This is a genomic window from Mucilaginibacter sp. Mucisp73, assembly GCF_059491465.1.
Genome location: NZ_CP168507.1, coordinates 1,302,325 through 1,327,733, shown reverse-complemented (window position 1 = coordinate 1,327,733; position 25,409 = coordinate 1,302,325). Strand labels below are relative to the sequence as shown.

Here is a 25,409-nt window from a genome sequence, read left to right as displayed (position 1 = left end):
ACAATGGGTATTGATTATTGATATGCCCCTTTACTTATCTGCTTATTTACGATACGCGTATTACCATCAAAATCAACCGTCCCGTTAACGCCATCAGATATCACCTGCCCGCTATTTTTTGCTACTGAGGATGATTGCAGGTGAAAATCAAGGCCGGATGTATTGACAAATAAAGGATCGGTGCCATATGTTGAACTGGCGTCTCCACCGCAGGCTGCCTTCCATAAGTTATAGTCGGTATAGGCCACGCCGTTCCAGGTCCACTGCGCGGGGCCTGTGGTGTAATACAGGTTATAATCTATGATATTGCCCGATCCGCGGTTGGTATATTTATGAATAAACATATCTGATGCCCCGCCATAAATGATGTTATTTTTTATAACGTTATTCGTGCAATCTTCCCTGATGCTTATCTCCCCTTCTATTTCGCCAAAGGCACCTAATGCCTGGTTATTGTTATACAGGGTGTTGTTAACAATAGCCGAGTTACTTGTGCCGGCACCTGTATAGTTTAAATAGCCACCCATATAGATACCAGAACACCAACAGTTAAATACCAGGTTATTCCTTACGGTAACATGATCGGTAGGGAAGCCATTGGTTTCGCTCACTGCGCCAATCCCCCTATCTGTAACAGACACCCTGTTTTTCTCTACTATCACATTTCTGCCGCCATCTACATAAATACCTATGGCGCCATGTCCGCCAAGCGGCCCTCTTTTGCTTTCAATGTTATAGAGGGTGTTGCCGCTGATAACACCATTACGGGCATAGTTAAGCGTTGGATCGCTATTTGCTGCATAGCCTCCTGCTGCATCTATCCCAATATTTTGAGCATTATAAATGGTATTATTGGTGATGGTAAAACCGTCAACATAGCCATTGATGGTTAAATTTTCGCCGTACCCGGTTTTACAGTCGTGGATTGTATTCCCTGTAACAGTAATATTAGTTACCGGATCAGAAGTGTTTCCGATAACTAAAATGGCGTTACCGCCCCCGTTAAGCGGCAGTTGAGTATAATCAATACCGTATACCGTATTGTTTTTTATAATAATATAGTCGGATCCACCTTCAACCATAATAGCTTTGGGATCGCCGGTTGCGGTTTTAAGATTGCGTATTTCAAAGCCATCTACAACTATATACTTTGCCTTATCAATAGTTATCAGGGCTTCCCTCCCGTTAACACTAAAAGAACTACCGTCAATTATAGGTGTTTCCCCAGGGTAAGCTTTCAACGTGATATACTTATCCATTACGCCAGATTTGGGAAATACAACCTTTTCGCTATATACTCCCCCCCTTACCATTACAGTATCGCCGGGAATGGTATGGGAAAGCGCGGTATTGATAGTTTGAAAAGGCGCGTCAATTGTTCCTTTATTTGACTCTAACCCGTTGGCAGCTACATAATAAACATGAGCGCTCCCGGTAATTGTAACATTACCGCCGGAATCGTTCTTTTTACTGCAACCAAATGCCTGTATAGCAAAACCAAGCATTAAAAAAACATAGACATTACATTTCATAAGCATACTTTTTTTAATTAAACATCTTACTGCTGTGCGCCTTTACTTATCTTATTATTTACAATGCGGGTATTTCCGTCAATATCTGTGGCGCCATTTATATCGGCAGAAATTACATTTCCGGTATTTTTTGCAGGAGAGGCCGCTTGTATATGAAGATCGGGCGACGAGGTGTTCAGCAAAAGAGGGTCTTGCCCATTTGTTGAATTGGCATCGTTACCGCTGGCTGCGCGCCAGGCATTTAAATCGGTATATGGTGCGCCGTTAGTACTGTTCCAGATCCATTGGGGAGTGCCTGTGGTATAGTATAAATTATTGTCGATAATGTTATTGCTGCCTGTTGTGGTATACTTATGAATAAATACATCAACGGGCCTTGCATAAACTATGTTATTTTTGATCACGTTATTGTCGCAATGCTCCGTAAGCCTGATCTCTCCTTCAATTTCGCCAAAAGCGCCCGGTACACGGTTATTCTGATATAAGGTATTGTTTATTATGTAACAGTTTTTAGTTCCGCCGGATGTGTAGTTCAGATAATCGCCCATGTATATACCTGTGCGATAGCAGTTATATACAAAATTATTTCGCACGATGGTGGTTTTGGTTGCATACACGTTGCTTTCACTTACCAGTCCTATCCCCCGGTCGCTGTTGTATACTATGTTTCTTTCGATAATGGTATTAGCACCGCCGCAAACATAAATGGAGATAGCACCGTACCTGTCGGGGCCCCAGGTTTCCGGGGTCCTGGTCATGGTATTATCGTGAAAAATATTATCACTTATCACGCCATTGCGGGCATAGTTGGTAGCTACATCTCCTTTGGGATTTAAACCATCACCACCGGCAACAATTATCCCGATGTTTTCTGTATCATATACTTTATTATGGCTAAAAACAAAGCCGTCAATATTACCGGCCAGCGTTACATTTTCACTTGTACCGGTCTGCGTATCATGTACAGTACAATGCGTAATAACCAGGTTAGTAATGGCAGTAGTTCCGTTACCAATTGCCAGTATAGCGTGTCCGCTTCGCCAGTCGTTCAGGGATGCGTTGTTCTTTATGTTATAAATGTTGCAGTTTTTGATAGTGATATCGTGCGAATTGCCATTGATGGCGATCCCTTCAGGATCGGTATTAAAAGTTGAGCTCGTGAGATTGCAGATATCAAAGCCATCCAATGTTATATATCTTACATTGCTCAGTGTAACCAGCGGCACCCAGCCCGAAACAATTATTTTACTCCCGTCTATCATCGGCCTTTCACCGGGGTAAGCCTTCAATGTGATCAACTTATCCATTGCCCCCGATTTAGGAAACACCACCTTATCATAATAGCTGCCGCCTCTAACCATAACGGTATCACCGGGCAAGGCATGGCCCATGGCTGTATTGATGGTTTGGAACGGCGCATTGATTTTGCCCGAATTAGCATCAGAGCCGTTAACTGATACATAGTAGATATGTGTATTACCGGTTGAGACTATTAGGTCATTACCTACCGTTTTTTTGCTGCAAGCCATAGCCTGAATAGCAAAAACATGTATTAAAAAGATATTTATATAATGTTTCATTAAATTTATTCAAAAAGTGGGGCTATCCTTTGTTTAAGTTTATTCGCACTTAAAACCGCGCAGTACCTGCCCGTAGCAGAAACACGTTTCTGCTACGGAGTACCCTTAAATAAACCCAAACAATTATTAACTACTACTCATATTTATCCCGGGCAACAAGGATATGCCTGGGTTGAAAAATAAACTGTTATAGTATTTTTAAAAAGGATCGTTATTATTCCGAAACTATTTTTCTTATCCGGTTGTTGTTTTTATCCAAAACATATACGGTTCCATTCTTATCGACAGCAACACCGGTTGGCCCGCTGAAAAGCGCAGATCCTCCTATCGCGTCAGCATAACCTGCTGTACCGCTGCCGGCAAAGGTGCTTACATCAAAAGTATTGGCCTGTATAAGGCGGATACTTTGATCGGGGTTATAGCTACCGCCGTCCCATGTTCCGTTGCCTGCTACATAAATATTATTGCTGTTATCAACCGCGATACCCCATGGATAAGCAAATTTTGCAGTCGTAGCGGCTCCGTTTAAATAACCAGAAACACCAAGTTGCCCTGCTATGATGCTACCGTTCCAGTTGCCGGCACTGAATTTTCTGATAACCTGGTCGCCGTTAACTGATACATATAAGTTACCGGCTTTGTCAAATTTGATTCCTGCAGGATAATTAAGGCCGGATATAACCTGTTTGGTAGTCCACTGAGCTGATACCTGGTAGATGTTTCCGGGGCTGGAGCAGCTGGAGTAATAAACAAAACCCGTTGTTTTGTCGACAGCAACACTCCATGGCGATTGGCTGCCCCAGGCCCAGGTGGTTGCAGTACCATCGGGGCTTATTTTACGGATGTCATAATTTCCCGGATCAACGGAATATACATTTCCCTGGGCATCAACGGCAACATCATAAGGTATGGAGAAATTTGCCGCGCTCCCCTTACCATCAGCATAGCCCGAAACCTGGGGATTACCTGCGAGTGTAGATACGTTGCCCGCAGTGTCAATTTTCCTGATGCAATGATTTCCGGGATCGGCAACATAAACATTCAGGTTATCATCAACGGTTACTCCGCAGCTTCGGTACCAGCTTTGCCCGCTAAAATCAAACATAGCATCTGTTCCTTTACCGTTTGCAAAGCCGGCTTTACCTGATCCTGCCAGCGTGGTGACAGTCCTGGTATATTGATATGTAAAATTATCGGTGCTTGTTGCGGTTCCTTTTCCAATAGTTACAACAATAGGCCCGGAACCTGCTTTCTTAGGCACCACTACCATCATTTGTTTGGTGTTGGCACCGATGACCTTCAGTTTAAACCCATTCAGGGTAACCGAAATTTGCGAGGTATCTGTTGAAAAGTTAGTACCGGAGATCAATACTTCGGTACCACCGCCACCCTGTGCCGGGATAAATGTACTGATACTGATAGGTGATGCAGGATCATGTGCAGGAACTTTTTCTTTTTTACAGCTTATAAAAGCTATCATTATAAAAAGCGCCCCGGCAAGCAGGTATTGATTGATGCCTTTTGCCAATATATTTATGAATGTTTTCATTTGAATAATACGGTTTAATTATTTATTTCCAGACCTTTTACACCCTGTTGGGTAAATAAGAGCCGGCATTACCAACCCGGGTTTTGTACCAATGCCCTATCGCGGTCCAATTGGTACTGGGATATTGGGAACAGGTACATTTTATTGTTCCATACCCTTTTTTGAAAAAGCGTTTTGTTGTAAAGCCCGGTAAATGCAAATCCAAGGCCCTGATCGTCAGTATTGACATTAAGGCCATAGATAGTCTGATTTTCATCGGCACCTAACAATAGCCTTCTTACAAGGGTAAAGTATCGGTCGCTTTCAAAACAAAGCTCTACCTGGCGTTCCCTTAAAATATATTTTCGCATTAAATCCTTGTTTCCAACAGCGCCCGGATAAACGGTCTCTATGCCAGGCAAGCCGGCCCTGGTCCTGATCTGGTCAAGATAAAGCACGATATTAGGGTTCGAAGGGTCATATTCATTCAGGGCTTCTACATAATCCAGCAATATCTCGGCGTACCTGATCAATATGAACGGCCTGTAGTTGGTGGCATCCATCCTTATATTATCGGCAGGACTTACATTTTTTAATACATCATATCCGGTAATGTTATTACTTGCGCCGCTGGCTTTTGCGCCGGCTTTACCGTTATAATAAAATTCAACCCGGCCAGTGCCGTCAATATTCGCTGCCGATGAATAATAGTTTTTATCATCAACAGTTGGCGCAGGCAATACCGGCCGGCCATTATACTGGATATAGGCATAAAACCGCGGTTCGCGATTGGCATACATGTTCCATTGCCCTTTGCTGTGTTCCCAATATTTTGCGCCATTACTTTGAGCAAAATTTGTGGCTGTATATCCCGAAAGCGGGTCATCAATGGTTCGGCCGTTATTCATATAAAACGCGTCCACAACATTTTGGGTGGCATTGTACATGCTATATCCTCCCGGCCCCGGCGACACACATTTGGTATATCCCCAATAATTCCAGGAGTTTCTTGAAAATATGATCTCACTGTTCCAGTTTGTTAAGAAAAGGTCCCTGACAGACAGATAAGGATCAAACTGGGTTCCGCCATTATCCAGATTTGTAAATAACTTGTACGCACTCAGATCAATTACAGCCTTGGCTGCATCGGCAGCTATTTTCCATTTGCCGGCATCAAATACTGTGGGTGCCAGCGGGGTGCCATCCTGGTTTTTAAAAGAAGCAAACGATGGATTACCATTCCATAATGGGCTTGCCGACAATAAGGCCAGCTGAGCTTTTACAGCAAGGCAGGCACCTTTTGTTGGCCGACCGTAATTGCTGGTTGAAGGCCATTGCGCCGGTAAACCCGAAGCGGCCTGATCCATCAGTTGGTTAACGTAATCCTTGCATTCGTCAAAAGACGCTCTCGGGTACTTATTGAAGTCATCATTTAAGCTTAACGTTTCCGTTACTTTTACAACAGGGCCATATTGCTTCATTAACTGCCAGTAAAACCACCCGCGCAAAAACCTTGCTTCGGCTTTATATTGATTTTTCAGGCTGACACTTAGCTGGGTAGCAGGAACCTTATCAATATTGGCTTCAAAAATGAAAGACGACCGGATACCAGTGTAATACCTGTCCCAATAATCAAAATAAGCATTTACAGGGCTCCAGTTGCCAACAACCATTTGCCTTACATTGGTGCCGGGAATGGATACCGACGACTCGTCACTAGCGCCCATCGCGCTGTAATCTCCCCCATCGGTTTGTACAATGTAGCCGTAAATGTTATACAGATAAGATTCGGCATTAGCCCTGGTGCTCCAGATCAGATCTGATGTTAACAGGTTATCCGGTTTTTTATTAAGGTAATTACAGGACGATAAACAGGCACCCAGGAAGCAGATCCCAACTACCATTATTAGTATGTTTTTTTTCATTTGGCACACTTTAAATTCTTTTGAAACTGATTTAAAATTCACGATCTCTATAACGCAACCCTTAATCCTAAGGCAAGTATTCGTACCGGTGGATAGCCTGCCCCGTTAGAGCCAAGTTCAGGGTCCCAAAGCTTGAATTTGGAGAATGTTAGCAGGTTTTGCCCCGTTAAATAAAGGTAGACTGAGTTAATACCCGCCTGGGTAAGAAAGGAGGGCTTATAAGTATAACCCAATGTAGCCTGTTTTAAACGAACAAAACTCGCGTCTTTTGACCACCAGGTGCTGGGCTGATAATTATTGCTGTTTTGATTAGCAATGCCTAACCGTGGATAGTATACATTCTGACTTGGGTTATCAACTGTCCACCTGTTCTCAAGGCTTGCTAGCATACCCGATGGATAAGTGCCCATGCCTGTAAACGGTACAATACCCGCGCCTTGTGCACCTGCACCAGTTATAGAAGAACCGTTTGCCATAATAATTACATTACCGGTTCCCTGGAAGAAAAGAGAAAGATCGAACTTTTTATAACCAACCGTAAACCCTGCGCCGTATAATATGGTAGGTATGTCGGATTTACCTGTATAAACCTTGTCATAGCTGTTGATCACGCCATCGCCATTTACATCTTTATACTTGATATCGCCGGGCCTCAACACAGCGCCAAACTGGGTGGGGCTTTTATCAACATCTTCCTGCGAGGTAAATAACCCTTCGGCAACGTACATCAGGTTATCGCCATATTTGCGACCGGTAGCCTGCTGATAGGCGTATAATTGTTTAGGCTCATCTTTCTGTACAATTTTATTATTATTGTAAGTGAAATTGCCATAAAGGCGCAAGCCTACCTTACCTATATTATCGTTATATTCAATATTACCCTCAATACCGTGGTTATTCATTTCGCCCAAGTTGGCAAATACAGCCCCGCTTACACCCAGTATCCCTGATAAAGAACTGCGTTGAACTAAAATATTTGTCCGCCTCTCTTTATAGGCATCAACAGTGATATTCAGTTTATTGAACAACCCTATCTCCAGTCCAATATTATCTTTCCTGGCTTTTTCCCATGTCAGGTTCTCCACTCCTATAACAGTCTCGGTAGTACCACCATATATTGTTCCGTTAAGGCCTAAACCCACTGAGCCGCCACCGCCATATTGATTGATATAAGGAAACCTGGTGATACGGTAATCAGATCCTATTTGATCGTTACCTACGAGACCATGTGAACCCCTTATTTTAAGCAGGTTAAACGTTTTTGAAAAATCTTTGAAAAAAGGCTCCCTTGAAATTACCCAACCCGCAGAGACAGCCGGGAAAAAGCCAAACTTTTTGCCCGGTTCAAAGTTTTCTGAACCGGTATAGCCCGCATCAAATTCAAGCAGGTATTTATCGGCGTAAGTATATGTTGCCCTACCGGCCAAACTCTGATTGTTATAAGGAATAGAGGTAATAACACTACCCGCGGTGCTCTGGACTCTCGATCGCATATTGTATAGAAGCAATCCGCCCACATGGTGCTTGCCGAAGGACTGATCATAATTAATATTGGTTTCCAGGTACATGGTTTTTTCGGCAGATGAATACTGCGTATAACCCAAAAACTGGTTTCCGTACCTTGATTGACCCAATACCAGGTTACCCTGCGGATCTCTTGATGTAGCTAAGTAAAGATCATTGGTACCTGTTCTGCCATTGTCATTTTCGCTGTACGAATCGAACGAGAACCTGGCCATGGCGCTCAAGCCGCTGGTAATTGCATCCAGTTTCTGGTTAATGGAAAAAACAGACTGGATAGTAGGGCGAAACTCGGTGTTATAACCTGAGTTTTGGATATCGTTTACCGGGTTGGATCCGCCATTGTTATACGGACCGGCCCATTTGCCATCGGGGTATCTTATCGGGAACGCGTTAGGTGGGGTTAAATATGATTCATACCAGATGTTTCCTGCCGAGATACCTGGATAACGGCTGCTTACCAGCATCGCATCCAGATTCATGGTCAATAAAGTGGTTTTGCTGATATCGATATCAAGGTTTGACCTGAAGTCATACCGCTTAAAGTTAAGGTTGGGATTATAGCCATTTTGTTTGGTTACTTTATAACTTCCATCCTGGTCATAAAAAGAAGCGGAAACATAATACCTTACCGACGAAGCACCGCCGGTTACATTTAAGTTGGTATTATAGCCGGGGGCCCAATTCTTATATACAGATTTTATCCAGTTTACATTGGGATAAAGGTATGGGTCTAACCCGCTTGCCGTTTTCTGGATAGTTTCTTCAGAATATGCAGGAGGGTTACCATCATTTGTAGTTGCTTCGTTATGCAACCTCATCCATGAAACGGCATCCAGCATTTTTGGGGTCCTGGTAAGGCCCGACATGGATGTTTCTGTTTTAAAGGAAATTTTAGGTTTACCTGCAACACCTTTTTTAGTGGTAATAATTAAAACCCCGTTGGCACCTTTGGCCCCATATACAGCGGTTGACGATGCATCTTTTAACAGGGAAATGCTTTGAATATCTTCTGGATCGATGTTGTTGTAAGCTCCGCCATAAGTACTGTTCACGTCATCCCGCTGCACGCCGTCTATAATAATAAGCGGGTTTGAGTTACCTGTAAAAGTGCCAATACCCCTGATGGTAAATGATGCGTTATCATAACCCGGCTCCCCGCTTCTTTGCATCGATATAACCCCGGCTACCTTACCTGCCAGGGCATTAGATAGAGAGCGGTTTGGAGTTGTTATATCAGCAACATTCACCGTAGTAACGGCCCCGGTTATGGTCAGCTTCTTTTGTTTACCATAGCCTACTACTACCACCTCATTTATACCCTTGGTATCGTCAAGTAACTGAACAGTCAGGAAAGATGTTGCTCCTGTAACCGTAATTTCTTTGGCAATGAAACCGGCAAATGAAATAACAAGGGTGCTGTTATCATTAGCTTCAATGGTAAACCGACCCTCGCTATCAGTTATTACACCTTTATCAGTCCCCTTGATACGTACGCTTGCGCCGGGTAAAGTGACCCCTTTTGAATCAGTAACAACACCTGAAACTTTGATAGTAGGTACAGCCTGAACGGGGGGCTTAACAGGCGCAGGCTTAGGTTTTATAATTATTGTTTTCTCTTCTATGCTATAGATAAACGGCTGACCCGAAAGTGCCAGTTTCAATACCTCTTCCAATTCTGTATTCCGTACATTGATACTAACCGGATTAGCTTCTTTAATCAGCTTTGAGTTATAAAAAAAATCGTACCCGCTTTGCTCTCTTATTTCTTTAAGCACTTTTTCTAACGGGGCATTTTTCTCTGACAATGTGATTTTTTGTGCATAGCTTTTAGCACTTACCTGAAGTATTGTTGCCAATAACAATATGATCGATAATTTCATGATCAACAGTGCTTTATTTTTTATACGGGGGATTGTGTATAAACTTATTTCATAACATTTCATACATTTGAACTTGTTTTGGGTTTAATCTGTAATTGGACTACGAATTTAATTTCATGGCAAAGCCCTAACTTTCCGGCCGGAAGTGTTCCACCACTTCCGGCTTTCCTTTTTAGGCTACCTTATGCTGGGTAATGATCACGGCATAATGATAACCCTCCTTCCTTCGATCCTGATTTTTACGTTCCCTGTCTGTTCAATTATCTTCAATGCCTGCGCAAGGTCTTTTGAACGCGATACCATCCCTCCAAATCTTAAATTATCCACATTTCCCTGGTATTCTACCTCAACATTATACCAGCGGGCAAACTTGCTCATAATGCTTTTCAAATCTTCGTCGGTAAAAAGAAAATAACCATTTTTCCAGGCCACAACCTCGTCGGTATTAACCGGTTGTACCGAAATTGAATTATTTGCGTAATTGATATCAGATTGCTGACCAGGTTTCAGTAATCTGGATTGATTGGCTTTGATGGCTGATACCTTAACGGAGCCTTCTAATAGAGTAGTTTTAACAGAAGTTTCGTCTGTATAGGAGCTGATATTGAAGTGTGTACCCAAAACCTCCACCACCTGGTGGTTACTGATAACCTTAAATGGTTTATGCGCATTTTTAGCAACTTCGAAGTAAGCTTCTCCGGCTAATTCAACTTTGCGTACCACACCATCAAAATTTGTAGGATATTTGAGTGATGAACCGGCATTTAACCAAACCTTAGTGCCATCGGGTAAATCAACCTGGTATTGCCCTCCCTTTGGAGTTTCAATAACATTGTATTCAGGCAAACCCGGAGCAGTGGCATGAGATGCAGAGTTTTCAACTGTGTAAACCAACTGACCATTTGCCGCCTTAGATACTTTTGTACCCGATTGTTTGGCCAGTTCGCCGGATGCGGCATCATCCAGGGTAATTTTTGAACCATCGGCTAAAGTTAGCAATGCTTTATTTCCTCCCGGGGCAATACTGTGCTTGTTTACAGGATGTGTGCTATTCTTTGCGATGAAATATGAGCTGTTATACTTCATATAAAAAACCAAAGAAGCCGACGCAATCAGCAATGTTGTGATAGAGGCCGCCACAAACCACCTCCTCAGAAAAATCATTTTTTTAGGTGCAGATTCACGTTTTTTTATCTCCGATAGTATCTTGCTGTACAACTCGCTCTTTGTTACATTTTCATTGCCCATTTCAAGTTCATCCCATTGCAGCTTGTTTTTTTGGAGTGTATCATAATAGCTTAGCAATCGGGCCTCTTCTTCGGGAGTAGCCTCGTTTGATAAGTATTTGTTTATTAAGTTTATCAGTGTTTCTTTTTCCATTTGGGTAGTTATTGTATGTAAGTAACCCTGAACAGGCCATACCCCCAAAGAATAATAAAATATTTCTACAGCATTAAGGAATCATGAAATTTTGGAGAGTAAAACCCGTAATAATATCTAAGGAAGGGATAAATGCAAGCGGATACAGGTAAAAAAACTTAAAACCAACGCCCGCATAACATAATGGCGGCTATGCAAACAAAATCGCCCAGCGTTTTGCGCAAGCGGTTCAGGGCTACAGTCAGTTGGTTTTCGACTGTTTTTGGCGCGATACCCAGCCGTTCGGCAATTTCTTTGGTTGATAAGTGTTCTTTGCGGCTCATAATAAAAATCTGGCGGCACTTTTCAGGTAACCCAGCAACACCTTGTTCCAGCAAACGGTTAATTTCTTTTTCAGACAGGAGCTCCTCGCCGCCGTTATTGCTAAAAAGCTCCTCCAGCTTGTTAAAAAGGTCCGCTCTTACTTTACCCGAACGGATAACATTAAACACCTGGTAACGAACAGATGTATATAAATAGGCATTTAACGAAGTGAGTTTAAGATTGGATCGTTTAATCCACAGGTTTACCAATACTTCCTGGGTTACATCTTCAGCTACCTGGCGATCTCTGATGATGTTATATGCTGAAAGATAAAGCTTTGACCAATATTTATTATAAATACGCTCAAACGCCCCAAGGTCATTTTCCCTGATCAATGCTATAAGATCCTCATCCGTCATCAGCTGAATTTCCAGGCTATTCATTCTGCATTATAAAATTTATAATTGGCATCGTCCAAAGAATGTACTTATTATCGATTATTGGTTTTAACTTTTAAAAATTAAAAAGGCTATTCCTTAGGGGCTTGGTGTAAGCCATTTATGTTAAGCTTTTCAAAATAATCAGAAGGTATAAATAAAGTCAAAAAAAAACTGAAAATGAAAGCGGGCAAACAATAAATATAAATAATTAAAACGTTTTTTTTGTGATTTATAAGCTATTCAGTCGTTCCTGCGCGGCCTGAAGTGTTTCGGCGGCAGTCTTATTTTTCAACTCGCCTATGTCAAAACCTTCCAATATATTTTTTAGCTGAAGTAATTTATCCTGCTGGTTATTTTTTATAAACCCTTCCTTTAAAATATTAATTTTTTCAAAATCCTGAATGCCCTCGATCAATCGTTCCAGGCGAACAGAGGACCGTGGACCGGGATAAACGAGGTAAGCATCGCCCGATGACCATGCCCCAAATCGTGTATCACGTAAAGGATCTTTGGTCCAGCAATTGTAAGCCCATCTCAAATACCCGTCATATCCTTTGTATGCGGCATGCCATGCCAGCCAAACAGACTCGGTCGGGGCCGAAAAACTGAAGGTATTGGGATACCCTTCTGTGCAGCAGGTATAATAGGTGGTATTTAAACCCGATTCCCTGCGCAAACGAATTGTTGCTTGATCCATTAACTGATTTGACGCCACACTATAATCAAACAAATCTTTCTCAATTTCCGGATGATAATTGCCCGCTAACGAAATCTTAAAATTTTTATCAGCGCTTTTTATTAACGCTATAGCTTTTTGCATATCGGCCATGGATCTTTCGTCCATGGCTATGGTAGCTTTATTAAACCACCCTTTTTCTTTAAGATGGCGGGCAAAATCCATCAGCATTGGGCGCCAATGTGCCTCGTACTCTGCCGAGCCTGGCTTAGCCACAATCATTGTGTCTTTTCTCAGGGCTTCGTCATAGTAGTAAAACTTTAGATTCCAGGGAATCATACTATAGCAGTTGATTAACTTATTAATCCCCAATGACATCATAAAAGACACCCACTGATCAAATACTGAATAATCGTACCTCCATGAGCCATTCTTATTTTTTGTCCATTTTATCATCGATCCGTAAATATCATAGGTTTGGCTATTCCACGGATCATGAATAAGTGTAGTAGTAATTGCTTTCTGCCCGGCATTTGCCAGCATTTTCATGTAAGGGCGCATTACATAAAAATGTTGCTTTGACCATGGCTTTACACCATACACACGGGCCACCGAATAGGGATTCTGCCACAAGTCAAGGTGAAATTTCCAGTGCTCGGGTGCTGGCAAAGTATGGTTAAGCACTTGTATAGCGTAATGTAAAATTAAAGGGGGCTTATCTTTGTCCACAATTACCTTCACATTCCCCTTGTAAAGGCCTTCAACAGCGGTAGCTGGTACACTCACACTTAACCAAACCGGCCGGGTTGTATTTTTACCTGCCGGAAGCATTTTTACAGGGTCAATAACGTCCTCAACAAGGCTTGAATCATGGCCGGGCAATATACCGCAGCCACCGCCTTCATTGTTTAGCCCGTCGGCCATCACATAACGTACAAAACTCACGTTTATATTTTTTTCGGGGATTTCATGCCCTTTACCATCTTTAAGTTTACTCCATATAAAGCTTAGTTGTTTCAGGTTCCGGGTTGTCCATATCAGGAATTGAGTATGCACTTTTTCTCCTTTCCACGCTTTGGTTTTCCATTGAGCCTGCAAAGGAGATATGGCAGGAGCATTATGTTTGTCATAACGTATATCGGCGGTAGCAAAACTTACATAAACCCCGGGTTTCAGCGCACTCCAGCCTGCCTGTTTTACAGGTTTGGGATCCGGAAGCTCCTGGTAAGTTCCATCAACTTTAACCTGTGCCAAAGCCACTGAACTATATAATACCATTATTAATATAAGTTTCATTCTCATAAATCGTCGTTCTTCCGGGATCTACATTATCAATAACAAAAACAAAAAACTCTGTGCTATTACCTTGCAAATAACTTCAAACACATATAAATGCCGCATGGCTATGTTAAGCTTCAAGCTTTATTTCCCCAAAAAACTCCGGGTGGTGAAAGTCGGGGTCGTCGCATTCAATGTTATGCCACGTTAAAAAGTGTGGCTCAGGTAGCTCATCTCCACATTTATAAAAATTAGCATGGCATTGTTGTCCTTTTAATGATGTAAATGAATGATGATAAAACACATCCAAGGGTAACATCAGGGTAAGCTCCCAGCTAATATCGCCATGCCCAATATTTGTTTGCTGTGTTAACCGCACCTGAGACTTTATAAGCCGTATTAGCTTTTCAGGTGATAATTCGCGATTTTCCCTGCCCCTTCCGAAGCCGAGCGAACAAGTGCCGATACAGTTAAATCCAAAATTGTAATACTCCAGCTCGGTACCAAAACCAATGAAAAATTCCACACAGCTATCCTGGTGAACAGGTTCATTAGGTTTGTAACAGGAAGCTTTTATCGCTTTTTCTTTTACGTAATATTTCAACATAAAACAATCGGTACTGTAAGCTATTGCAAAATGAACATCGGGTTTGTAATCATAATCGGGCCATGGTACAATTCCAACAAGGTGCTTCTCCTGCTCATCTAACAAAACAGACATGTGTTCAATAGGGCTGCTTTTGTCCACATCTTCTAAAAATGCTACTGTAAGTTCCATTATTTAATTTCGGTTGTTATCTGTATGTACTTTTTTGCTGTGTTATGAATTATCTGATCAAAAACGTCGTAATTTTTCTCAAGCTTACTAAGCAGCTCGAACTGTGCCCTGGCTCGCTGTAAATTATGTTCGGGAGAGTGAATCTTGTAATAAACATCACCTTCTATATAATCCGTCAGGAAACGCACACCCTGCATATAGGGTATTAATAAAACTCCCATCGAAAGCGATTTAACTTCTGTATCTGACAAAAAGCTACCGGCGTATTCAAAATACCCCTCTGCATAAGCTTTAAATAAGGGGATGTTCAGCTCTATCTTTGTAATATCCTGCTCATCCTCGGGCGCGGTATTGATGATCGTGCGGATGGCATCGCCAAAATCATATGCCACATAGCCTGGCATAACTGTATCCAGGTCAATTACACATTGTTCATGATCATTCATATCAAGCAATATGTTATTGAATTTGGTATCGTTATGAATAATGCGCAGCGGCAATTTCCCTTCCTTTCCCAAATTCATGATAGTAGCCATCTGATCTGCTCTTTCAATTATAAACGACAACTCTGTCAAAACATCCTTAATCCGGTTTTTCGGATCAGCCAATACCGCTTTGTTTAAACGATCAAGCCGCATGGTGATGTTATGAAAGCCTGGTATGGTTTCGTAAAGTAATCCGCTATCAAGATCTGACAACAGTAACTGAAATTTTCCAAATGCTTTGCCGCCTTCATAAGCTTGCTGTTCGGTTAATACCATGTCATAACTCTTGGTATCTTTCAAAAAACAATACATTCTCCAGTAATTACCTGTTTCATCACAAAAAAAACACTGTTTGTCTTTAGCCGAAACTATTGTCAGTACTTCTTTATCGGGACTTGAACCCGGAATGCCGGTCAATTTTTCTTTTAAATGATCTGTTACTAATTGTACATTTTTCATCAAAGCCGGAACGTTTTCAAACACGTGATGATTGATTCGCTGAAGCAAATACCCCGGCAAACCCGGGTTTGCATTTTTCAAATAAAATGTATCGTTTATGTGCCCGGACCCATACGGAATAATAGCTGCGACATTTCCTTCAATGCAAAAATTGGATACTATTTCAGAGATATTATATGACATTTATTTTTCGTTTATACGTTGCGATCAGGAAAATGTTTACGAACACATTAAATTAGCATAAACACCTTGATACAAATATAATTATATTAGTGTGTTCGCACACACTTTGTTATTTTTTTGTTAATATTTTTTTCATGAGGACAATGCGCCGGAAAAACCTTCGGATTATATAAATGAAACAGATTAATCAGCGAGAACTTATCAGCTGATACCACGCTGAGCTGAGCCCCTCTGGTTGTGCACAAAAAATGTTATTAAAAAGTTTTTTGCGTACAAGGACACTAAGCCGCAAATGGGAAACTTAAAAGCATAGCGCCTTTGTGAGAGATCAAGTAATTTATTGTACCGTTTTTCCTTAACCCATAAAAATTGGGCTTTGGCAGAAAAGGATTTGACCAGGGGTTGAACCGGATAACCGAACAATGGCGGATACAGACCTGTGAATGAAGTATAATTAGCTAAGGAGAGATCAGATATCTAAATAAACGACATCCTCATCATCAACATAATAGTTCACATTTTCTTTTGTAACGATATCAAGCGGAAGATACTTAATAATTGGCACTTCTTTTTTGAACACCAGGCTATCGGTTAATTGATAGATCCCCCAATAACCTTGTCCCTTAGGGTTTTGATTGATCAGGAAACTGATTGTCCCTTTGTTTAAAAAATACAGATTAGGAGGCAATAAATCATATCCTATTATTTTAATATGTTTTATATAGCGCTGTTCCAGATACTTCGCAATTTCATGAGCTTTAGATGTTGTCACGAAAATACTCGCTAAATCAGGGGCACTGTCAATAATATCACCGAGTTGTTTCATAAAAACTGCGGCATTTGACCTGTTTAACTCAGCCCTTAGAATTTTGTACTGATGATCCAGGTTATTTTGAGAAAAATAATTGCGAAATCCCTGCTCCTTTTTTAAAAGGTGAGCGGCGTTGCTCGTCTCTTCATCAATGTGCGCAATTAAAACAGAGCAGGAATCGGGTTGTCCATAATGAATAAGCTTACCAGCCAAAAAACCACTCTGGTATGAATCCTGGCCGATATAACTTAAGGGCTCACATTCGGCAATTTGTGTATTAAACAACACAAATGGAATTTCGGCAGCCTTCCATTTCTCGAAAAAAGGCAGGGTTTCCCTGTAAAATATAGGCGATAAAATTATGCCGTCCGGCTTATCATTGGTTAATTTACCGGCCTTGCTTATAAATGAATCTACATCATATGGATCAAACACATATTGTTGTACAATAATACCATATTGCTTTAGGTCTTTTTCTGCCTTTTCAATTCCGGCCTTAGGCGCGTGCCAATAGGAATCAACTTCATGATCGGGTATTAAAGCCGCTATCTGGTATATTCTATTAGATCCCAATGCCCTTGCCATAAGATTGGGCTCATAATCCATCTCTTCAATAATTTTGAGCACCTTCTCTTCTACCTTTTTTGATACCCGCCCGCGTTTATGCAGTACTCTGTCAACCGTACCTGTCGAAACCTTCGCTTTTTCAGCAATGTCTTTAATGCGAACAATTTTATTCTTCATAATAAACTTTAGCGTAGAAAAGATAGCAAAAGTAATTTAATATAGTCCATCTCATCAATATCGACTATCATTTGATAGAAATTACTTTTAAAACGATTCCGCTATACTGAACTTATTTCAGCGTTTCACATGTCAAGCGCATTTCATACCCGCATCTTTATTATTTTTTAAGATATGGCACCAATGTTACCGCCAGCTTTTGATAACCAACCTCATTGGGGTGCAAGCCATCCCCGAAAAGTGATTCATCGATCTTCCCTTTATGGTTAAGCAATAGTTTGCCCGGATCAATAAAACGGACTTGGGTTTGATCTGCCAGTTTAGCAATGGCTTTATTAAGCATCTTTATCCGGCTTTCCATTGCCCTCCTGGGCAGCAAACCCGATAAAAAAATCTCCGCTGTGGGCTGACGTTCCTTCACAGCCAGCACAAGCATTTTCAACCCTTCTGATATTTCCTGGTCACTGCAGGCAGACAAGTTATTAGTGCCTATCATAATCATCACTTTGTCCGCCTTAAACCCATCTATTTCTTCATGGTATACGCGCCATAGCACGTTCTCTACCTGGTCCCAGCCAAAACCAAAATTTTTCACACCCAGAGGTTCCATATATTTATCCCACGAATCAGCTCCTCTTGCTAAAGGCGCCTTAGGCTCACCACCCCAGTAATTCAGGATCGAATTACCCAGAAATACAATCTTTGGCGAACTGGTTTTGATAAGCGTTAATATTTCATTATGCCTGTTTCGCCAGTCATAATACCCATCCCTGCTTTGTACTGCGGGTCGCGTGGTTGAATAGCGGCCAATTGGTTCATTAATTATAACACGGATTGCTTTCTCATATGCTGCGGCATACTGCTCCATTCCGATATCATTAGGATGTAAGCCATCAACTGTTGAGTTGATACCAAACCCGATTTCTTTGCCAGTCAATAAATAAATACCCTTTGTTCCGGCTGCAATCAACTTTGAATAAGCCAGGTCAAGCACTTTATTAACATGACCATAACCGGCATTTCTACCCGTATCCAATAGTCCGCCCGCGTTCCCCCCGCTGTGTTCAACAAGCAATATCGGCACCAATGGGTGCTTCTGCTTTAAAGTTTGTATCGCTGCAGATAAACGTGCTTCGATTTCCTGATCAGAAAAACTTATCATATTGGGCATACAATCAAGCACATATATTTTCGCATCCACCTCTGCCATCAGGTCAATAACTGATTTCTCAAGCAATCCGGAGCCGGAAAAACCAAGATTAATCAACGGGCGATCCAGCGCGCGCTGCAAAATGGAGGTCCATGCTAAACCTGGCCTTGAAGCACAGGCCCCCTGCGCAATGGATGTTCCGTATACAAGCACCGGCTTTTCTTTGGATAAAGGCATAAAACTAAATGCACTACCAGACGGAACACCTATTTCAAGCCATGATAACGAATTATACAAAGGCAGAAAAAGCCGGTATTCATAACTTCGCCCCGCAAAATCGGCACTTACCTTAATATTTGAAAACCGGTAAGTAATGGTATCCTTAAACGAGAAACTACCCGGAGCAAGGCACCATTGGCCATTAGGATCTAATACATACAGGTCCAATCCGCTTACACCAGTGGCCGGCATATGTGACATGGCAAAATCGCCACTAACCTTATACCGGATAACCAGGTTTTGAGCATCTGTTTTAAACTTAATGTACAACCCGGCACTGCTATGCGAGATGTTGCACACATTAGGATTAAGGCCCTTTTGAGCACGCGCCGGAAACCTGTCATAACTGCCTGCCGTTTCTTTTGACCAGGCCTGCCCTTCTATAACCGGAAAATCAGTCTTAACCGGGTCATACCATTTATATGGAGCTAAATTTTGCGAAAAAGATGTTTTATTAAAAAGGCAAAGGATTAGCAATACTACTACGAATACGCGTTTCATTTTTAATCTATTTAAAAGCAATTTTGCCATACACACTATCATGCAGGCCAATGCGTTTGCGCGCACACTTGTAATATCAATTTATAATTCAAATCAGAAGACAAACAAATGGATTAAACCTTCATTTTACAGGTACAGCGTTTAAAACCATCACTTCAAACGGCTCAAGCTTAACAGCATGAACGGTTCCCTTAAACACATACCACTTCGTTTCTTTACTGTTAACTTTCGCATTATAAAAGATATAATCTGGATTACTATTTGATGGCAATTCAAATACTTCCCGGGTATTAACCAGGTACGTTTTAGCTGTATTTGAGGGATTTCTTAAGGTAAGAACAGCCTTTTTCGGCGACCAGGCTGCAAAACCGTAAACATCCCCTTTGGATGGATCGCCGCCTACCCAGTGCACATCCGGCATAATATCTGCATTTTCGCGCGACCATTTTATGGCAGCGGCAAGGCAATTCCAGTTGGCCTCGTTTAACTTATGAGGATTGATATACAACTCCTGCAAACTGGTTCCAGATCCAAAAAACGACCATATCTCGTCAGAAATATCTTTACCATCCATATCAAACTTAGCAGGCGCACCATTATCCGCGATACAAATCCCGTGATACATCAGGGAGCTTAAAGGATAAAGGGGAGCGCGCATTACAATATTCTTATAGGCCTGACCATCCCGGTAATTGAGCCATTGCTGACGGCCGTTGCCCTGCCCTTGCGTGTTTGTATCCCAGCCATTTCGCCAAATTACATCACCATATTTAAGCCAGAAAGGCGACGGCCAGGTACCTATGGTGAGGCTAAAATACAAATCCGGTTTTACCTTACGCAAGCCCGTTACTAAATTTAGCAAAGACTCCATATCTGTTTGATATTCAACAGTAGCACCTGTAGACTGATCTCCCGCCCCTACACCATCAAATTTAAACATAGAGATACCATCACTGGTCACGAACTTAGCGGCAGTACTTTTAAACCTGGACGAATAAACCGGACCGGAAAGAGAAAATCCATGCAAATTAGTTTCAAAAGGAGGGTTTTGGCTTTGGCCATATTGTAGCCGCTGTTCCTTTGCCTGCTCGTAACCACCCCAGGGCGACATCCACACTCCCAATGAAGCCCCGTATTTATCAGCCAGCGTTTTAATGTTATCAAAACCTGCAGGAAAATTCTTTTTGCTGATCTGCCACAATGTTTGGTTGTCATCCCAGCCATCGTCAAACAAAAATGCGTTTAAGCTAATATGACGTTTTGCGGTAAGGCTGTCACCAAATGCCTGAATACGATCAAGACAACCAGCTTCAGTTAACTTACGATCGGCCCAGGAAAGATCATACCATGAATTATAATGAAGCATCTGGCGATATGGCACCGCTCTTTCCCGTTCCAGGTAATAAAGAAAGCCCCTCCGTAACTGGCCTTTAGGGGCAATTCCCCATACGGTAGAAGCTTCGAAATTAAGAGTTGGCTCCTGCCGTTCAATATAGCTGCTGATCCGGCCATACTGATTATTATATTTACTTATCGGGCTTTCACAGGCAAAAAAGAAATCATCCGATACCATTGGCGATCCGTCCACACCCCCCAACGGCTTAATGCCCGTTTCCGCCGGAAAATTGATCAGATTCAATTTCCTGATCTTTAAAGAGTCTTTCAAAGCAAAAACGCCGAAAACTTGTCTGATATAATTGGAATTATCTTTCAAAATAGCCTCCCACTTTACACGAATACCATATTTCACATTCAAAAATTCGGCTAAAATTTTCACACCATCTTCCTTTTCAGAAAATTTAACTGCCTCAGGATCTCCTTTGATCTGAACAATTTGCGGAGTGGCACTTAATTGAAAATCAGCAGAATTGATTACAGTACCATCCTTAAACTCTAATCCAAATAAAGGAGAGCCTTTTAAATTAATTTGTTTCTTATTCTGAACGGCAGATTCGTTTATGGCAATTATCGATTTACCAGCAAGCCACTTTACAGATAAACAATTATTTTTTAAAACCAGTGCCCCCTTAGTCGAAAACACCAATGCCTTGCCCGGTTTTACACCCGAAAGAAAAACATCCTGAGCTTTAGTAACGCATGTTAGGCCGATACAAATTAAAAACAACAGTCTTTTTAGCATAGTTGATAAATTACGAGAAAAAATAGAATAAGTATTTGTGTGTACGCACACACAAATATAAAACATAATTAATACCTCAAAAATTGGACGGAGCCTGTTTGACACTTCAAACAGGCAAAAATGATGAGATAATATGTATCGTGCGAGAATACAGTGCAAAACAATCGGTTGCGCCATTTTTCGACTACAGCGCAGCATCAGGCTAATTTCGAGAGGAGACGGTATATGCCGCAAATAAAAGACATACTTCATTACAGATAGCGCCATAAGTTATGCCTGTCACTTCCAGTTGGTAGTGATATTAGCTGCTAAATCAAATTCCCCATGTAAAAACTACCTATGGGCATAAAAAAAGCCCATTTACTTATGTAAATGAGCCTTATAAAGGCGGGTAAGCAATGGGGCTCGAACCCACGACCCCCAGAACCACAATCTGGTGCTCTAACCAACTGAGCTATGCCTACCGTTTTGTTTTTCGAGTGTGCAAAAATAGAAATCTCCTGGTTAATTGCAAACTCTTTTTTAAAATTACATTAAGCTTACCCGTTTAATTTAGAATGATTATGCTTAATAAGTATTTTTGTAAAATGGCTGAGCAATTGATCGAACTAAATGTGACCGGCATGCATTGTAATAATTGCGCGATGTCTGTCCATAAATTCCTCGAAAAAAAAGGTTTACACAATATCCTGGTTGATTTTGCCGGCGAAGAGGTAAAATTTTCAACCAACGATGAAACCCGGCTGCCTGAAATAAAAAAAGGGATAGAAAGTTTAGGTTTTAAAGTTGTCGAGGATCTCAGCACCCATTCGGTACCGTTTTACGAACGGGTAGAAAACAAATTTATCTTCTGCGCCATCTTTACCGCACCACTTTTGCTGCACATGATATTACCCTGGCATTTTCTGCATCAGCCCATTATTCAATTGTTATTATGCCTGCCGGTTTTTATTATTGGGTGTTTGCATTTTGGTAAAAGCGCCATCAGCTCACTTAAAGGCGGCGTTCCTAATATGGATGTGCTCATTTTTGTTGGTTCAACGTCGGCATTTGTCTATAGCTTTATCGGCACAATACGTAACCTGGGGCCACAATACCAGTTTTATGAAACCTGTGCCACCATTATAACACTGGTACTGCTGGGCAATGTGTTTGAAAAACGCTCGGTAAGCCAAACTACTTCAGCAGTAAAAGATCTGATCAAGTTTCAGCAAGTAAATGCTAACCGCATGGTAAATGGCAGTATCGAAATAATTAATGCCAAAGATGTTCGCCCCGGCGATACGCTGTTGGTTAAGCAGGGCGATAAAATACCTGTTGACGGCGAAATCCTTTCGGGCGAAGGCTCGGTTGATGAAGCTATGCTTACCGGCGAAAGCATCCCTGTTGAAAAACAAAAATATGATAAGGTTATTGGCGGCACTATATTAATTAACGGCAATTTCCACATGTTGGCAACCCGTGTTGGGTCAAATACCATCCTTGCTCAGATCATCGATTTGATGAAAAAAGCTCAGGCGGCCAAGCCTCCCGTACAAAAACTGGGTGATAAGGTTGCAGCTGTATTTGTCCCTGCGGTAATACTGATAGCATTGATCACCTTTATGCTTACTTACTTTGTTGGCGGTTCGGGTTTACAGCATGCTATCATGAATGCTATTGCAGTATTGGTAATATCCTGCCCATGCGCTATGGGCTTAGCCACACCCACCGCTGTTATGGTTGGCTTGGGCCGGGCGGCTAAGAACGGCATCCTGGTAAAAGGCGGAGATACGATTGAAGCCGTTACTAATACCAGTTATGTAGTTTTTGATAAAACAGGCACACTTACAACCGGCAAGTTTACCGTTAATGAGATCAGGATTGAGAATGGTGCGGATATAGAACACATCAGGGGCATGATCACTGCTATTGAGGAACGATCTAATCATCCTATAGCCAAATCGCTTGTAAACGGTTTAAAAGGATTACCTCAGCAAAAGCTCATTTTAAAATCGGTTAAAGAAGAAAAAGGCCTGGGTATGCGTGCAGAAGATATCCACGGCAATAATTACTTTTTGGGTACAGCGAAAACCAACCACCAGGCCAGTTTCAACATTGCGCTATATAAAAACCAGGTACTGATGGCACAAATTGCTGTCGATGATCAGGTAAAACCTGAAGCCGCCACGCTTATAACTCAACTTAAACAAATGGGTATTATCCCGGTACTGTTGAGCGGTGATAAAAAAGACCGTTGCCTTAGCGTAGCTCATCAATTAGGTATCACAGAGGTTCATGGCGAAAAACTTCCCGAAGAAAAACTGAAGGTGATTGACATTTATAAACAAAAAGGTAAAACCATTATGATAGGTGACGGCATTAACGATGCTCCTGCCCTAACCCATGCCGATGTTGGCATATCTATGAATGACGCCAGTCAGGTGGCAATTCAGTCGGCCAGTGTGGTACTATTAAATACCGACCTGCAGTCGGTGATTAAGTTTTTGCAGATCAGCAGGCATACGCTGCTTACCATAAAACAAAACCTTTTCTGGGCTTTTGCCTATAATATCATAGCTATCCCAGTGGCGGCAATGGGTTTCCTTAATCCTATGGTTGGAGCACTGACTATGGCTTTTTCAGATGTTGTAGTTATAGGTAATTCATTGAGGTTGAAGATTAAGAAAGTCGATAGACCATAGTCTATAGCCCATAGTTTCTATTTGCTTTAGATCAATGCAACGTATGATTTAAAGTTTCTTACTTTTGCCATGGACTATCAACTATCGTCCATGGACTTAAATATGATCGAGATTTTTACAGACGGGGCTTCAAGCGGAAATCCGGGACCGGGTGGATATGGTGTGATCTTGCGTTCTGGACAACATTACAAAGAGCTTTCGGAAGGGTTTCGCAAAACCACCAATAACCGAATGGAGCTACTTGCGGTGATCAAAGGCCTGGAAGCGCTGAAAGCGCCCAATCAAAATGTAATGATCTTTTCCGACTCTAAATATGTTATTGACGCTATCGAAAAACGCTGGGTTAATGGCTGGGTAGCCAAGGGCTTTGTGGGCAAAAAAAACAAAGATCTGTGGATGCGCTATTTGGAGATCAGCAAGCTTCATAAAATTAAATTCACCTGGGTGCGCGGGCATAACGGGCACCCCGAAAATGAGCGTTGCGACCAATTAGCCGTCGCAGCAGGTAAACGTCCTCCCCTGCTCATTGATTCAGTTTTTGAAGCGGAGAATGCAAGGGCAGGAATAATGTGATATCATAGCAGCCAAATACTTATTCGACCAAACAACAGGTATTTTACCCAGCCAGTTCAATAACCTGTAAATCCTGGATCTTATCGCCATCGACATTAAACCTTAACAGGGTACGCACCTTATGCCAGCCCTGCTTGCCTGCCGCGCCGGGGTTCATGTGGAGGCAATTGATCTTTTTATCGAACATTACCTTTAAAATATGCGAGTGTCCGGTGATGAACAATTTTGGCGGATTACTATAAATTTCAGCCTTGACATTTTGGCTGTACCTGCCGGGATAACCGCCAATATGGGTCATCCAAACATCTACATCTTCGCATTTAAAGCGTAAATGTTCGGGGTAAACAATTCGTACATCTTTATCGTCGATATTGCCATATACACCTTTTAAGGGCTTGAAAGCGGCAAGCTTGTCGGCAAGTTCAATAGTACCGAAATCACCCGCATGCCAGATCTCGTCGCAGTTTTCAAAATGTTTAAAAACGGCATCGTCAAGGTAGCTGTGGGTGTCGGAAATCAGGCCTATACGGATCATGGGTTAAAGTTAGAATTTAATTAGAATCAAGAGTTAAGATA

General features: G+C 41.8%; 16 protein-coding genes and 1 tRNA gene. 2 read left to right on the top strand and 15 right to left on the bottom strand.

Going from position 1 to position 25,409, the window contains the following annotated elements:
• Positions 1-14: 14 nt before the first annotated feature.
• The 14 genes from ACEN82_RS05760 to ACEN82_RS05695 form a co-directional block, all read right to left on the bottom strand.
• Positions 15-1,532, bottom strand: a complete 1,518-nt coding sequence (locus ACEN82_RS05760; protein WP_413318281.1) for a right-handed parallel beta-helix repeat-containing protein — start codon at positions 1,530-1,532, stop codon at positions 15-17.
• Positions 1,533-1,558: 26 nt separating this feature from the next.
• Positions 1,559-3,112 carry a right-handed parallel beta-helix repeat-containing protein gene (locus ACEN82_RS05755; RefSeq protein ID WP_413318283.1) on the bottom strand — a complete coding sequence of 518 codons (1,554 nt, stop codon included), beginning with the start codon at positions 3,110-3,112 and terminating at the stop codon, positions 1,559-1,561.
• A gap of 214 nt (positions 3,113-3,326) precedes the next feature.
• Complete coding sequence (locus tag ACEN82_RS05750; RefSeq protein ID WP_413318285.1) at positions 3,327-4,661, bottom strand: IPT/TIG domain-containing protein; 1,335 nt, start codon at positions 4,659-4,661, stop codon at positions 3,327-3,329.
• A 68-nt stretch (positions 4,662-4,729) separates the two neighbouring features.
• Positions 4,730-6,565, bottom strand: a complete 1,836-nt coding sequence (locus ACEN82_RS05745; protein ID WP_413318287.1) for a RagB/SusD family nutrient uptake outer membrane protein — start codon at positions 6,563-6,565, stop codon at positions 4,730-4,732.
• Between the two features lie 47 nt (positions 6,566-6,612).
• Positions 6,613-9,969, bottom strand: coding sequence for a TonB-dependent receptor (locus ACEN82_RS05740; RefSeq protein ID WP_413318289.1), 3,357 nt, complete (start codon positions 9,967-9,969; stop codon positions 6,613-6,615).
• Positions 9,970-10,167: 198 nt separating this feature from the next.
• Positions 10,168-11,349: a FecR family protein gene (locus ACEN82_RS05735; RefSeq protein WP_413318291.1), complete on the bottom strand. Its 1,182-nt coding sequence runs from the start codon at positions 11,347-11,349 to the stop codon at positions 10,168-10,170.
• A 158-nt stretch (positions 11,350-11,507) separates the two neighbouring features.
• The gene (locus ACEN82_RS05730; RefSeq protein WP_413318293.1) at positions 11,508-12,095 is read right to left on the bottom strand and encodes an RNA polymerase sigma-70 factor; all 588 of its coding nucleotides are present in this window, start codon (positions 12,093-12,095) and stop codon (positions 11,508-11,510) included.
• A gap of 226 nt (positions 12,096-12,321) precedes the next feature.
• Positions 12,322-14,064 (bottom strand): DUF4091 domain-containing protein, encoded by a 1,743-nt coding sequence (locus ACEN82_RS05725; RefSeq protein WP_413318294.1) that lies wholly within the window; start codon positions 14,062-14,064, stop codon positions 12,322-12,324.
• Between the two features lie 112 nt (positions 14,065-14,176).
• Entirely contained in the window at positions 14,177-14,824 is a 648-nt protein-coding gene (locus tag ACEN82_RS05720; RefSeq protein WP_413318296.1) for a carbohydrate-binding family 9-like protein, read from the bottom strand.
• Complete coding sequence (locus ACEN82_RS05715) at positions 14,824-15,951, bottom strand: phosphotransferase enzyme family protein (RefSeq protein WP_413318298.1); 1,128 nt, start codon at positions 15,949-15,951, stop codon at positions 14,824-14,826. Before ACEN82_RS05715 ends, ACEN82_RS05720 begins: the two co-directional genes overlap by 1 nt.
• 469 nt (positions 15,952-16,420) lie before the next feature.
• Entirely contained in the window at positions 16,421-17,506 is a 1,086-nt protein-coding gene (locus ACEN82_RS05710) for a substrate-binding domain-containing protein (RefSeq protein WP_413318300.1), read from the bottom strand.
• 160 nt (positions 17,507-17,666) lie between these two features.
• On the bottom strand, positions 17,667-19,436 hold the full coding sequence (locus ACEN82_RS05705) for an SGNH/GDSL hydrolase family protein (RefSeq protein WP_413318302.1): 1,770 nt from the start codon (positions 19,434-19,436) through the stop codon (positions 17,667-17,669).
• A 121-nt stretch (positions 19,437-19,557) separates the two neighbouring features.
• Positions 19,558-21,576: an alpha-amylase family protein gene (locus tag ACEN82_RS05700; RefSeq protein ID WP_413318304.1), complete on the bottom strand. Its 2,019-nt coding sequence runs from the start codon at positions 21,574-21,576 to the stop codon at positions 19,558-19,560.
• A 390-nt stretch (positions 21,577-21,966) separates the two neighbouring features.
• Positions 21,967-22,040, bottom strand: a tRNA-His gene (locus ACEN82_RS05695).
• A gap of 123 nt (positions 22,041-22,163) precedes the next feature.
• Between ACEN82_RS05695 and ACEN82_RS05690 the strand changes: the two genes are divergently transcribed.
• Together ACEN82_RS05690 and rnhA are read left to right on the top strand one after the other, a co-directional pair.
• Positions 22,164-24,260: a heavy metal translocating P-type ATPase gene (locus ACEN82_RS05690; protein ID WP_413318306.1), complete on the top strand. Its 2,097-nt coding sequence runs from the start codon at positions 22,164-22,166 to the stop codon at positions 24,258-24,260.
• Positions 24,261-24,362: 102 nt separating this feature from the next.
• Positions 24,363-24,833 carry a ribonuclease HI gene (rnhA, locus tag ACEN82_RS05685; protein ID WP_354484241.1) on the top strand — a complete coding sequence of 157 codons (471 nt, stop codon included), beginning with the start codon at positions 24,363-24,365 and terminating at the stop codon, positions 24,831-24,833.
• A 43-nt stretch (positions 24,834-24,876) separates the two neighbouring features.
• Here the strand turns inward: rnhA and ACEN82_RS05680 are convergent, their stop codons facing one another.
• On the bottom strand, positions 24,877-25,368 hold the full coding sequence (locus tag ACEN82_RS05680; RefSeq protein ID WP_413318308.1) for a metallophosphoesterase family protein: 492 nt from the start codon (positions 25,366-25,368) through the stop codon (positions 24,877-24,879).
• Positions 25,369-25,409: the final 41 nt, after the last annotated feature.